The organism is Actinoplanes sp. NPDC051537 (genome assembly GCF_055586105.1).
Genome location: NZ_JBVJIU010000001.1, coordinates 1 through 13498, shown reverse-complemented (window position 1 = coordinate 13498; position 13498 = coordinate 1). Strand labels below are relative to the sequence as shown.

Sequence of the window (13498 nt, the reverse complement as noted above, 5' to 3'; positions counted from 1 at the left end):
ACAATGACGACAGCGACAACCGGCCGGCAGCCCGGTCTCGGCGGCTGGAGCGGCCGTACGATCGCTGGGGTCGTCTTGGCGATCTTCGTGCTGTTCTTCGTGATCCCGATCGTCTGGCTGCTTCTGGCGACGACGAAGTCCGCTCGTGACCTCATCGTGCGCAACCCGTTCGCCCCGGGCGCGGCCGGCGACCTGAGAACCAACTGGCACCAGCTCTTCGCGTTCCAGGACGGCGCGGTCACGACCTGGGTGGGCAACTCGGCGCAGTACGCGCTGGGCGCGCTCGTGATCGCCCTGATCGCCGGCGTCCCGGCCGGCTACGCCCTCGCCCTGACGCGGTTCCGGTTCCGCCGGCTGCTGCTGATCCTCACGTTGATCGTCATGCTGATCCCGAACACGGCGCTCGTCCTGCCCATCTTCCTGGAGCTGAACTCCGTCGGGCTGATCGGCAGTCCGCTCTCGGTGATCCTGCCGATGTCGTTCTTCCCGTTCGGCGTCTACCTCACCTACATCTATTTCTCCACGAGCATCCCGCGGGACCTGCTGTCCGCGGCGCGCATCGACGGATGCTCGGAGCTCCAGGTGTTCACCCGGGTGGCATTGCCGCTGGCCGCGCCGATCGTCGCCCTTGTCGCCTTCTTCAGCTTCGTGCAGAGCTGGAACAACTTCTTCCTGCCGTTCGTGATGCTGCCGTCCAGCGACGGTTATCCGATCCAGGTCGGGCTCACGTCCCTGCTCGCGTCGACGCCGGCGTTCAATCCCAGCTCGGCCGGCACGCAATCGGTGCAGCTGCCGACCCTCGCGCTGGCGACGGTGATCTCGGTGCTGCCGGTGCTGGTCGTCTTCCTCTTCGCCCAGCGTTTCCTGGTCGCCGGCATGACCGCGGGCGGCACGAAGGAGTGAGTCGAATTCCGGCCGAGAAGGAGCAACTGTGAAGGTCACCGGATACCGCAGCCTCAGGACCGGGCACGACTGGGGCCGGCTGATCGGCGACGCCAACGGCGTGATGCCCGGGCCGCGCACCGACGTCCATGTGCTGATCCTGGAGACCGACGCCGGAATCGACGGCGTGGGCATCGGACCGCACGCCGACGTCGATCGGGTCTTCGGCGCCGTGCTGGGGCAGGATCCGCGGGGGGTCTCGGCGCTCTACGACCGGATGCTCGCCTGGGCCTTCAAAGCCGGGCACGGGGGCGCGACGTTCGGCGCGATCGGCGCGATCGACACCGCGCTGTGGGACCTCAAGGCCAAGGCGGCCGGCGAGCCGTTATGGCGTACGCTCGGCGCCCTCGACCGGTTCGTGCCGGGCTACGCCTCCGGCCTCGACATCGCGCTCGACGACGCGGGGCTGGTCCGCCTCTACTCGGAGTTCGCCGATCGCGGTTTCAGCAGCGGCAAGCTCAAGGGCGGCCGGGACCTGACCGACGACCTCCGCCGCCTGGAGACCCTGCGTGATCTGCTCGGCCGCAACTCGGCACATCCCGCCGTCATGTTCGACGCCAACGAATCCTGGAACCGTTCGCAGGCCGTCCGGTACGTGACCGCGCTGGAGCGCAAGGTCGATCTCGCCTGGATCGAGGAACCGGTGCGCCGATGGGACGCCGCCGGGCTCGCCTCGGTGCGCCGCGGCGTCCGCGCCGCCGTCGCCACCGGCGAGAACCTCACCGGCCTCGAGCAGTACCGGCCGTTGCTGGACGCCGACGCGGTCGACATCGTGCAGGTGGGCAACGTCTGGGGCATCACCCACTTCCTCCGGGTGGCCGCGGTGGCGCACGGCCGTGACCTGCCGGTCAGCCCGGTGGCCTACCACACCAACCCGGTGGCGCACGCGGCCGCGGCCGTACCGAACCATCTGGCCTTCGAGGTCCAGGGCCTCACCGCGCCGATCGGCGTCCGGGTGGACCAGGAGTACTGCGACGGAGGGATCGTTCTGGGCGACGAACCGGGAATCGGGATCCGGGTCGACGAGGACCAGATCGTCGCCGGCCGGACCGGCGACGCGTCCGCACCGGCCGCCGGGCCGCACGTCCGGCCCGGCCGCGCCGGGCTGCGCCTGGTTCCCGACTCGCCCCGGGACCGGTCGTGAGGCCGGCCCGGAACTAGGCCTGCTTCTCGCCGCCGGCGGGGTCGAACCGGCGTCGCTGCCAGGAACCGATGATGTGGTCGCGCATCGCCCGCTCCGCCGCGGCGACGTCCTGGCGGGCGATCGCGTCGACGACCGCGGCGTGCTGGTCGAGGGTCGAGCTGAACGCGCCCTCGTACTGCATTCCGTGGTATCTCGTGCTCTCCAGCGCCCGGCGGTACAGCCGCTTGGTGATGTTCTCGGCCAAGCGGTTCCGGGAAAGCTCCATCACCGTCAGGTGGAAGACCACGTCCGCCTCGTTGAAGGAGTCGCTCTCGTGCTGCATCTGCCGCATCACCTGCAGTGCCTGCTCGACGCGGGTCAGCTCCTCGGGCGTGCGGCCGGCGGCCACCGTGCCCGCCATGGCGGCCTCCAGGTTCCCCCGCACGACGGTCAGCTCGTCCAGCACGCCCAGTGACTCGTCGTTGTCGATGAGCGCGGAGAGCACGGTCGGGTCCAGCATGTTCCACGACCCGGACCGCGCCACCTGCGTTCCCCGGCCCTGACTGACGATCAGCAGGCCCTTCTCCTCGAGCCGCTTGGCCGACTCGCGGATCACCGTGCGGCTCACCCCGAAGTGCTCGCTGAGCGGGCCCTCGGGCGGCAGCAGCGCACCCTCGGCCAGCTGCCCGGTGACGATCAGCTCGACCAGCTCGGCCACCACCGCGACGCTCAGCCGCTCGGCTCGCCGGCGAGGAGGGAGCTTGAACGCGTCGGATGGAGCCGTCATGGCTGGTACCTTACCGACCGGGTGGCATCCGGGCCGGGCCGAAAGACGCGGTGTGGCGGCCGGTCGCCGCCACACCGCGGTGGACTCGCGCGATCAGCTCAGGCTGAACTTCTGGTTGGCCTGGCCGCTGCAGTCGTAGATCTGGACCTGCTGGCCGTTGCCGGTGCCCCAGACGTCGAGGCAGCGCCCGGACTGCACGCCGGTGATGGTGCCGTTGGAGTTCACGTTCCACTGCTGGTTGGACTGCCCGTTGCAGCTGTAGATCTGCACCGCCGAGCCGTTGCCCGAGCCGGCGGCGTCCAGGCACCGGCTGCCGTACACCATCAGCTGCTTGCTCGAGGTGAGGGTCCAGGCCTGGTTGGTCTGGCCGTTGCAGTCGTAGAGCTGGACGCGGGTGCCGTTGTTCTGGGACGCGTTCGGCACGTCGATGCATCGTCCCGACTGGGCGCCGACGATGCGGCCCGAGCCGCTCGGCGGGTTCGATGTGGTGGGGGAGACGGTCGGCGAGGTCGGCGAGGTCGTCGGGCCGGGGCCGCCCGAGTTGAGCGCGTTGAGGACCGACGTGTACGCGGCCTTCTTGTTGCCGTTGCCGTCGAACAGAAGCGGGCTCTCGCCGGAGCGCCAGGAGTCACTGTCCCGTACGCCCCACACCGTGATGCCGATGCAGCGGGACACGTTCATGCAGGCCTGGGTCAGCCCGGCGTACTGCGAGGTCGACGCGTTGGTGACGTCGACCTCGGTCAGGGCCACGTCCACGCCCAGGGCGGCGAAGCTCGACAGGGTGGTCTGGAAGTTGCCGGGCAGCGAGCTGCCGCCGGTGAAGTGGGTCTGCAGGCCCACGCAGTCGATCGGCACGCCGCGCGACTTGAAGTCCTGGATCATGCGGTAGACGCCCTGCGTCTTCGCGTACGACCAGTTCTCGATGTTGTAGTCGTTGTAGCAGAGCTTGACCGACGGGTCGGCGCTGCGGGCGGTGCGGAACGCCACCTCGATCCAGTCGTTGCCGGTGTTCTGCAGGTTGGACTGCCGGCGGCTGCCGTCCTCGTTGAACGCCTCGTTGACGACGTCCCAGGCGGCGAGCTTGCCCTTGTAGTGACCCATCACGCCGTTGATGTGATCGATCATCGCCTGGCGCAGGCTGCTGCCGCTGAGGCTCTGCATCCAGCCCGGCTGCTGGGAGTGCCAGGCGAGGGTGTGGCCGCGAACCTTCATGCCGCGCTGGGTGGCCCAGTTGTAGATCTGGTCGCCGGAGCTGAAGTTGAACTGGCCCCGGTTGGGCTCGGTCGCGTCCGGCTTCATCTCGTTCTCGGCGGTCACCATGTTGAACTCGCGTCCGGCGATCGTGCTGTACGTCGAGTTGCTCAACCGGCTCGCGGCGATCGCGGTGCCGAAGTACCGGCCCGACTGCGCGGCCGCCGCGCCCAGGGTGCTCGCCGCGGCGTTCGCGGCCGGGATCACCATCACGACGCCGGCGGCCGCGACGACGGCAGCGGCACTGAAGATCATCGATCGGACTCGTAATGACCGACGCCTCGGGGAGTCGTCGGAATGGACGGGGAAACCGGTTGCCACAATGGTCTCCATTCTCGGTTCTGCGTATCGGCGGCCGAGCACCGCACGCCGGGGCGGATCGCGGCCGTGCGTGCGAGGGGGAGTCGGTGTATCGCGCCACCGGGACCTGATAGCGATGTACTTCAATTGCACGCCATGCTGGCACGGCAACACTCCGGAAACAATGGGTTCCGGAAAACTTCCGGAACTTCCAGCGTCATCGCAGTCGAAATGCGTGACGATGTGCCCGAGTTGCGTGCGTTTTACGCCGACATCGCCTGACATCGGACGGCCGATCTTGGCGGAACCAGGGCACGGGCTTTGACCGAAAGTTACGGGATCTGAAGATCAGCAAGTTCTCGCTGAATTGTTGTTATGAAATGCGGTCGCCCCTGTCGGCATGGCATTTACTTGAATCTATGGGAGCGCTCCCGTACCGTTCCGAACATCGCGCTGTTAACGTTCACTACCCCTTTGTCCCCGGCATTCCCCCGTCCGGAAGGTTCCTTCCCCATGTCCATCCCCAGGCACGGTCGTCTCGCGTTGCTCGCCACCGCCGCGGCGGGCGTCGTCGTCGCCGCGAGCATCGCCGTGATCGGCACCGCGGACGCGGCAACCACGCTCGGCGCGTCGGCCGCGCAGAGCGGTCGCTACTTCGGCGCGGCGATCGCGGCCGGCAAGCTCGGCGACTCCACCTACACCGGCATCCTCAACCGCGAGTTCAACGCCGTGACGCCGGAGAACGAGATGAAGTGGGACGCCACCGAACCGTCCCAGGGCCGGTTCACGTTCACTAACGGCGACCGGATCCTCAACCAGGGGATCTCGATGGGCGCCAAGATCCGTGGGCACGCCCTGCTCTGGCACGCGCAACAGCCCTCCTGGGCGCAGTCGCTGTCGGGCAGCGCGCTGCGCAACGCCGCGATCAACCACGTCACCCAGGTCGCCACCCACTACAAGGGCAAGATCTACGCCTGGGACGTGGTCAACGAGGCGTTCGCCGACGGCGGCAGCGGCGGCCGCCGCGACTCCAACCTGCAGCGCACCGGCAACGACTGGATCGAGGCCGCGTTCCGGGCCGCCCGCGCCGCCGACCCGGGCGCCAAGCTCTGCTACAACGACTACAACACCGACGGCGTGAACGCGAAGAGCACCGGCGTGTACAACATGGTGCGCGATTTCAAGGCCCGCGGCGTGCCGATCGACTGCGTCGGCTTCCAGTCGCACCTGGGCACCGGCGTGCCCGGCGACTACCAGGCCAACCTGCAGCGGTTCGCCGACCTCGGGGTCGAGGTGCAGATCACCGAGCTCGACGTCGCCCAGGGCGGCAACCAGGCGAACATCTACGCCACGGTGACCAAGGCCTGCATGGCGGTTTCCCGCTGCGGCGGCATCACGGTGTGGGGGATCCGGGACAGCGACTCCTGGCGCACCGGCGAGAACCCGCTGCTGTTCGATTCCTCGGGCAACAAGAAGGCGGCGTACGCGTCGGTGCTGAACGCCCTCAACGCCGGCGGCCCGACCAACCCGACGACGCCGGTCACCACCACCCCGACGAGTAACCCGCCGTCCGGGGCCTGCGCCTCCGGCGTCTCGCTGAACTCCTGGAACGGCGGCTTCGTCGCCACCATCCGGGTGACCGCCGGGCCGGCCGCGGTCAACGGCTGGACGGTCAGCCTGACCCTGCCCGCGGGCAGCGCGGTCACCAGCACCTGGAACGCCACCGCCAGCGGCACGACCGGCACGGTCAGCTTCCGCAACGTGAGCTACAACGCCCAGATCCCGGCCGGCGGCTACACCGAGTTCGGCTTCCAGGGCACCGGCGCCGGACCGGGCACCGCCTCGTGCGCGGCCGGCTAGCGCACCGAGCGGGGAGCAGACCCATGAGAAGACAGTTCTGGTTGTCGGCCGCCCTCGCGGTCGCGGTCGCGGCCGGCCTCACCACGGTCGCGACCACCGCCGAGGCCGCCGCCGGGTGCCAGGTCACCTACACCGTGACCAACCAGTGGCAGGGCGGCTTCGGCGCCGGCGTGACCATCACCAACCTCGGTGATCCGCTCACCGGCTGGCAGCTGTCCTGGTCCTATGCCGCGGGCCAGACGGTGACCCAGCTGTGGAACGGCACCGTGACCCAGTCGGGAGCGCAGGTGACCGTCAGCAGCACCGGATACAACGGCGCCGTCCCCACCGGCGGAACCGCGAGCTTCGGCTTCAACGGATCGTGGACCTCCGCCAACCCGGCGCCGGCCGGTTTCAGCCTCAACGGCGTCGCCTGCACCGGATCCACCGCGCCGACCACCACCGCGCCGACCACCACCGCGCCGACCACCACAGCGCCGACCACCACCCCGGCGACGTCCGCCCCGCCCTCCAGCACGCCGAGCACCTTCGCCAACCCGGTCGTGTGGCAGGACTTCGCCGACGGCGACATCATCCGGGTCGGGGACGTGTACTACTACTCGGCGTCGACCATGCACTACTCGCCCGGCGCGCCCATCCTGCGCTCCTACGACCTGGTCAACTGGGAGTACGCCGGGCATTCGGTGCCACGGCTGGACTTCGACTCCAACGCGTACGACCTCAACGGCGGCCGCGCGTACGTGAAGGGCATCTGGGCCTCGGCCTTCAGCTACCGGCCCGGCAACGGCACGTACTACTGGCTCGGGTGCACCGAGTTCAACCGCACCTACGTCTACACGTCCACGGCGATCGGCAGCGGCTGGTCGAAGAAGGCCCGGATCAACAAGTGCTACTACGACGCCGGGCTGCTGTTCGACAACGACACCCCGTACGTCGCGTACGGCAACAGCACGATCAGCGTCGCGCAACTGTCGGCGGACCTGACCTCCGAGGTGCGCTCGCAGACCGTCTACACCACCCCCTCGAGCATCGGCACCCTCGAAGGCTCGCGCATGTACAAGCGCGGCAACTACTACTACATCTGGCTCACCCGGCCGGCCAACGGCCAGTACGTGCTGCGCTCGACCAGCCCGTGGGGGCCGTACGAGCAACGGCAGGTCCTGCTGAACCTGCCCGGCCCCCTGTCCGGCGGCGGCGTCCCGCATCAGGGCGGGCTCGTGCAGACCCAGAACGGCGACTGGTGGTACATGGCGTTCACCGACGCCTACCCCGGCGGCCGGATGCCGACCCTGGCCCCGATCACCTGGAGCAGCGACGGCTGGCCCGTCCTGCAGACCGTCAACGGCCGGTGGGGCGCCACCTATCCGCGGCCCAACCTGCCCTGGCACCCGCTGGCCCCGATGACCGGGTCGGACAGCTTCACCGCGGCCACGCTCGGACCGCAGTGGGAGTGGAACCACAACCCCGACACCGGCAAGTTCAGCGTCGGCAACGGACTGCGGCTGTCCACGGCCACGGTCACCGGCGATCTGTACAACGCTCGCAACACCCTGACCCGGCGCATCCAGGGGCCGTCCTCGACCGCGACGATCCAGCTGGACTACGGCGGCATGGCCAACGGCGACCGGGCCGGCCTGGCGATGCTGCGCGACCAGTCGGCCTGGATCGGCATTCGCAAGGACAACGGTGCGACCCGGGTGTCGATGACCAGCGGACTGACCATGTCGACCAGCGGCTGGACGACCACCGGCACCGGCGCCGAGCAGGCCGGCGCGACGGTCTCCGGCGGCAGGATCTGGCTGCGGGCGTCGGCGAACATCCAGCCCGGCTCCGGCCGGACAGCCACGTTCTCGTACAGCACCGACGGCAGCACCTTCACGCCGCTCGGTCCCGCTTTCACGCTCACCAACGACTGGCAGTTCTTCATGGGCTACCGGTTCGGCGTCTTCAACTACGCCACCGCCGCGCTCGGCGGTTCCGTGACCGTCAACCAGTTCGCCGTCTCCTGATTCGAGGAACCGTGATGTCCATCCGTAAACTCGCCGGGGGAGTGGCGGCGGCCGTGCTGGCCGGCGCCGTGGCCCTGGCCGTCGCGACAGCGGCGCCCGCCGACGCGGCCGTCACCGCCGGCTGCGGCAAGGCGCCCACCCTGACCAGCGGCACCCGCACGATCTCCAGCGGCGGCCAGAGCCGCTCCTACATTCTCCGGGTCCCGGACAACTACGACCGCAACCACCCGTACAAGCTGATCTTCGCCTTTCACTGGTTGAACGGAACCGCGAGCAACGTGGTCAGCGGCGGTTACTACGGACTCCAGCAGCAGTCGAACAACTCGGCCATCCTGGTCGCGCCGCAGGGCATCGACAACGGCTGGGCCAACACCGGCAACCGGGACCTCACCCTCGTCGACAACCTGACCTCGTTGATCGAGGGTGACCTCTGCGTCGACACGTCCCAGCTGTTCGCGCTCGGCTGGAGCTACGGCGGATCGATGAGCTACGCCGTGGCGTGTGCACGACCGGCGGTCTTCCGCGCGGTCGCGGTGCTCTCCGGCGCCAACCTCAGCGGCTGCAGCCCCGGCACCCAGCCGGTCGCCTACCTCGGGATCCACGGCATCCACGACAGCGTGCTCAACATCTCGCTCGGCCGGTCGATCCGGGACACCTTCGTCCGGAACAACGGGTGCACGGCGCAGAACCCGCCGGAACCGGCCCAGGGCAGCCTCACCCACATCGTGACGGCGTACGCGGGCTGCCGTGCCGGATACCCGGTGGCGTGGGCGGCGTTCGACGGCGACCACACCCCGGAGCCGGTGGACGGGACCACCTCGACCAGCGGCGCGCGGACCTGGGTGGGTGGCGAGGTCTGGAAGTTCTTCTCGCAGCTGACCAGCACCACGTCGTCCTCGCCGACGACACCGACGTCACCTACGTCACCTACGAGCTCGCCGAGCTCGTCGCCCACCGTCCAGCCTGGGGTCTGCTCGGCCGCGTACCGGATCACCGGGCAGTGGCAGGGCGGATTCCAGGCCGAAGTGACGGTGACGGCCGGCGCCGCCGCCCTGACCGGGTGGCGGGTGAGCTGGACGTTCGCCAACGGTCAGACGATCACCCAGATGTGGGGCGGCCGCAACACCGCCACCGGCAGCGCGCCGATCGTCGCGAACGAGACCTGGAACGGCAGTCTCGCCGCAGGGGCGTCCACCACGTTCGGGTTCCTCGGCACCTGGAACGGAACCAACAGCGTCCCGTCGGCGACCTGCGCCGCGGCCTAGCCGGCGGCGGAGAGGGCCTGCCCCGTGCCTCGGTGAGGCACGGCGCCGCAGGGGGATGAGGGGTGCTGCCGGACTGTCCGGCGGCACCCCGTCCGCTCCGCGGTCGCACGCGCCGCGGCCGGCCTGTTCGGCCTGGGACTCGCCGCGGCACCATCTCGACCGCGTCAACCAGGCGGCCGGCGTGGTCCTCGGTATCCAGAACCAATCCACCGGCCAGGGCGCGCCCGCGCTCTTCTGGGGCGACACGGGAACGCACGATCACCTCTGGACCATGACCAAGGTCTGACGACGGAGACGAGCCGGAGTTGGCGCCGGGGCTCCCGGTCCACCAACCAGGAGCCCCGGCGCCGGTCGGCCGGCGAGCCGCGGGAATGGGAAAGCGCGCGCCCGCGCCGCCATTGTCGCAATGCGCTTCCGGGCCGCTCAAGGTCGACCATTTCGGCGGCGCGCTCGTCACGTTTTTTCATCACCGGCCGCGACGTTTCGCGCGCGCCGGCCCGAGGTGTGGAATGTGTGCAGGTCAGCCCAGCGGCGGGCGAACGAAGAAAGAACTGTCCGACCGGAATACCGTGCTTCCGTCGGACTGGTCGACCCACATCTGATCGCCGATGTGGCGCAGGAAGAAGCCGCGGTAGTTGAACGACTCGAGCGACACCGAGCCGCCGATGGAACCGGCCCGGGCGCAGAACGTCGCGTCGTTCCGGAACAGGACGGTCCCGTCGTCCGGGCTCAGCCGCAGCCGGAACGACGAGTGCCGGAAGAAGGTGCCGTCCGGGCGGCGGAACGAGAAGCACGACGGGTCGGCCAGTCCCGCGACCACCCGCACGGAGGCCCGCTCCCGGGCCGCCGCGCCGCTCGCCGGGCCCACCGGGGTCAGCACGCCGGCGTCACCGTCCACGGCGACGTACCGCCCGGTGGCCCCGGCCGATTCCAGCGAGACCCGCCCGATCGTCAGCGTCGCGGCCGCGGGCGCACTCGTTCCGGTCAGGCCGTGCGGAGGCGACACGGCCGTTACCCACCCGGTCGTGGGCAGCGTGACACCGACGGCCAGGACTCCGGCGGTGACCGTCGTGACGACCGGGTGCGTCGCGGCCACCTGGAACGCGCGGCCCAGCCACATCGCGACGCCCGACGCGGCCTTGACCCCCGAGCCGGCGGCCGCGGCGCCGGAGAGGGCCTTGACCGCCACCGCGGCCCCGATCGCCGCCGGAACGGGCAGCAGGAGCAGCCCGGCGAGCAACCGGTCGGTGGGCAGCAGGCGCCCGGCGGCGCGGGCGCACACCGGGCAGGCCGGGACGTGCCGTCCGAGACGCTTTCGCCAGTACGGGTTCGGCGTTCCGTCCCACTCGGCCGCGATGTCGCCGAGCAGGTCGCAGCCGGGCATGGCCTCGAGCGCGGCGACGATCTGCCGGCTCGCCTCCAGTTGCTCGCGCATCCGCTGCATCCGTACCGCGGCGTGGGCGACGCTCGTCCCCAGCGCGGCCGCGACGTCGGCCCGGGAGAGCTCGCCGACCATCTCCAGCCACCACAGCGAGAACACCGTCCGCTCGTCGGCGCCCATCCACCGCAGCGCGTGCCCGACCTGCTGCCGCTGGGCGGAGAGCTCGACGCGCAGCAGCGCCGGCCCCTCCACGTCGGCGCCGGGATCCGGCCGGCCGAACGCCGTGTCCAGCGGGGCGCAGCGGCGGGCCGCGAGGTCCACGCGCGCCAGGTGACTTCCGATCTGGCGTACGGCGATCGCGGCCAGCCAGGGCCGGAAGCTGGCCGCCGAGCGCAGTTCGGAAATCTGCCGGAGGGCGCGGACCAGCACGTCCTGCACCACGTCGTCGGCGGCCGGGTCACCGGGCAGCGCCCGCCGGACGAGGTTGTAGACCATCGGCAGGTGCCGGCCGAACAGCTCGTTCAGCGCGGCCCGGTCGCCGCTCCGCGCGGCGACGACGAGTGCCTCCTCGTGACCGGGAAACGGCTGAGCCAATGCGATGTCCTGACTGTGCAAAGTAAAAGTGAACGCTCACAATCTGTGCCACATGCTAGGAGCGTCGCACCCCACATTCAAGACGATGGCTGCGAGTGACCTGGCCGGATACGTTTCAATCCGTTGGTCGAATTCCAATCTCGTGCACCGAGAGAAAGCGGGCCCGCGGGTCATGGCGGCGGCGGTCCCGGCGGGTTGGCGCCCGACCGTGCGCTGGCGCCGCCTCGAGAGTGTGGCGCCGTTCGGGCGGCATTGACTACCGGCAATACACGACGACCGGGCCGAGCGCGGCGTGACTTTCGCGGGGGCGTCCTCATAACGAGTTTTCAGTAAATAGTTGAACAGCAATGTTTCGATCGAAAGTTACGCTCGATTGGATCGCGCTCGGTATTGACCGGTTCGGTACAAGCTCGTAACCTCCTGCTTACGGTGCCAAAAGGTATCGATGAATCTCCGAAACTTCCGCGGCCACACGATGTTGGCCGTCATTTCTACGTGCGCATGAAGTGGTATCGAAAGGGGATTTACGGTGACGGGTCAGGTGCGTCTCGGCCGCAGATCATTTCTCGAACTGACCGCCGCGGCGGCGGCCGGGGCGGTCCTCGCCGGCTGCGGGGACGACGACGGCGGCAAAGCAGGATCGACCAAGAAGATCCGGTGGTGGCACATCGCCAACACCGACCCGATGTTGTCGGCGTGGGCGCAGATGGCTCGCCAGTTCGAGGCCTCGCACCCCGGCGTGAAGTTCGAGATCACGCCGCTGGAGAACGAGGCGTTCAAGACCAAGCTGACCACCGTCGTCCAGGCCGGCGACCCACCGGACATCTTCCACACCTGGGGTGGCGGGGTGCTCTTCCAGCAGGCCGACGCCGGGATGGTCAAGGACCTCACCGGGGATGTCGGCGCCTGGAAGGACACGCTGATCCCGACCGCGCTCGACGCGTACACGACCGGCGGGAAAACGTACGCGTCCGCGGTCGACACCGGGATGGTCGGCTTCTGGTACAACAAGGAGCTGTTCCAGCGGGCCGGGGTGAGCGCCGCGCCGGCCACCTGGGCGGACTACCTCGAGGCGGTCCGCAAGCTGAAGGCCGCGAAGGTCACGCCGATCGCGCTGGCCGGCAAGGAGAAGTGGCCGGGCCACTACTACTGGGCCTACCTGGCCATGCGGGTCGCCGGTCTGGACGCGCTGCGGCAGGCCGGCGTCGACAAGAACTTCAACACGCCCGACTTCGTCGCGGCCGGCGACCGCCTGGCCGAGCTCGTGGCTCTGCAACCGTTCCAGACCGGATACCTGGCCGCCGGCTACTCCACGGCGGACGGTCAGGCCGCGACCATGGGCAACGGCAAGGCCGCCATGGAGCTCATGGGTCAATGGGCGCCGGTCGTCGAGCGGGACAACTCGGCCGGCAAGAAGGGACTCGGCAGCAAGCTCGGCTTCTTCCCGTTCCCGGCGGTCGACGGCGGCAAGGGAAAGATCACCGACGCGTTCGGGGGCGGCGGTGGCTTTGCGGTCGGCAAGAACGCGCCGCCCGAGGCGATCGAGTTCCTGAAGTTCATCGCCCAGCCGGAGAACGCCCGCATCGAGGCGAAGACCGCGGGCGTGCTGCCGGTCGTCAAGGCCGCCCAGGACGCCGTCACCGATCCCAACCTCAAGCTGGTGGGCGACACGATGGTCAATTCGTCGGGCTTCCAGCTCTACCTCGACCAGGCCTATGCCCCCGCCGTCGGCCAGCAGGTCAACGACAGCGTGGCCGAGCTGCTGGCCGGCAAGTCGTCACCGCAGCAGGTCGTCCAGGCCATCACCACCGCGGCCAAGCAGGGCTGACCGGCGGTGCTCACCGACGAACGCCGGCCCGCGCCGGCCGCGGGGCCGGGGGTGGGGGGGGGGGGCGGGGGGGGGGGGGGGGGGGGGGTGAGGGGGGGGGGGGGGGGGAGGGGGGGGGGAGGGGGGGTGTTGTTGGTGTGTTTTTCTCCGACTTGGGT

Annotated in this window: 10 protein-coding genes; 7 read left to right on the top strand and 3 right to left on the bottom strand. The window is 69.7% G+C overall.

Annotated features, from left to right (window positions below; translation table 11 throughout):
• Positions 1 to 3: 3 nt before the first annotated feature.
• Both ACZ6TB_RS00050 and ACZ6TB_RS00045 read left to right on the top strand, forming a co-directional pair.
• A complete protein-coding gene (locus tag ACZ6TB_RS00050; protein ID WP_465548833.1) occupies positions 4 to 903 on the top strand; it encodes a carbohydrate ABC transporter permease in 900 nt (299 codons plus the stop codon).
• Between the two features lie 28 nt (positions 904 to 931).
• The gene (locus ACZ6TB_RS00045) at positions 932 to 2086 is read left to right on the top strand and encodes a mandelate racemase/muconate lactonizing enzyme family protein (protein ID WP_465548831.1); all 1155 of its coding nucleotides are present in this window, start codon (positions 932 to 934) and stop codon (positions 2084 to 2086) included.
• Positions 2087 to 2099: 13 nt separating this feature from the next.
• Here ACZ6TB_RS00045 and ACZ6TB_RS00040 read toward each other — a convergent pair whose 3' ends face one another.
• The gene (locus ACZ6TB_RS00040; RefSeq protein ID WP_465548829.1) at positions 2100 to 2852 is read right to left on the bottom strand and encodes a FadR/GntR family transcriptional regulator; all 753 of its coding nucleotides are present in this window, start codon (positions 2850 to 2852) and stop codon (positions 2100 to 2102) included.
• Between the two features lie 93 nt (positions 2853 to 2945).
• On the bottom strand, positions 2946 to 4358 hold the full coding sequence (locus ACZ6TB_RS00035; RefSeq protein WP_465548827.1) for an endo-1,4-beta-xylanase: 1413 nt from the start codon (positions 4356 to 4358) through the stop codon (positions 2946 to 2948).
• A 558-nt stretch (positions 4359 to 4916) separates the two neighbouring features.
• On the opposite strand from ACZ6TB_RS00035, the gene ACZ6TB_RS00030 reads away from it, so the two are divergent.
• Genes ACZ6TB_RS00030 through ACZ6TB_RS00015 form a run of 4 tightly spaced genes read left to right on the top strand, consistent with a single transcriptional unit; the run spans position 4917 to position 9823 of the window.
• Entirely contained in the window at positions 4917 to 6263 is a 1347-nt protein-coding gene (locus tag ACZ6TB_RS00030) for a glycoside hydrolase family 10 protein (RefSeq protein ID WP_465548825.1), read from the top strand.
• Between the two features lie 23 nt (positions 6264 to 6286).
• A complete protein-coding gene (locus tag ACZ6TB_RS00025; protein ID WP_465548823.1) occupies positions 6287 to 8272 on the top strand; it encodes a family 43 glycosylhydrolase in 1986 nt (661 codons plus the stop codon).
• Positions 8273 to 8286: 14 nt separating this feature from the next.
• The gene (locus ACZ6TB_RS00020; RefSeq protein ID WP_465548821.1) at positions 8287 to 9537 is read left to right on the top strand and encodes a CE1 family esterase; all 1251 of its coding nucleotides are present in this window, start codon (positions 8287 to 8289) and stop codon (positions 9535 to 9537) included.
• Positions 9538 to 9592: 55 nt separating this feature from the next.
• Entirely contained in the window at positions 9593 to 9823 is a 231-nt protein-coding gene (locus ACZ6TB_RS00015) for a hypothetical protein (protein WP_465548819.1), read from the top strand.
• Positions 9824 to 10057: 234 nt separating this feature from the next.
• Here ACZ6TB_RS00015 and ACZ6TB_RS00010 read toward each other — a convergent pair whose 3' ends face one another.
• Complete coding sequence (locus ACZ6TB_RS00010) at positions 10058 to 11533, bottom strand: sigma-70 family RNA polymerase sigma factor (protein ID WP_465548817.1); 1476 nt, start codon at positions 11531 to 11533, stop codon at positions 10058 to 10060.
• 508 nt (positions 11534 to 12041) lie between these two features.
• Between ACZ6TB_RS00010 and ACZ6TB_RS00005 the strand changes: the two genes are divergently transcribed.
• Positions 12042 to 13340: an extracellular solute-binding protein gene (locus tag ACZ6TB_RS00005; RefSeq protein WP_465548815.1), complete on the top strand. Its 1299-nt coding sequence runs from the start codon at positions 12042 to 12044 to the stop codon at positions 13338 to 13340.
• Positions 13341 to 13498: the final 158 nt, after the last annotated feature.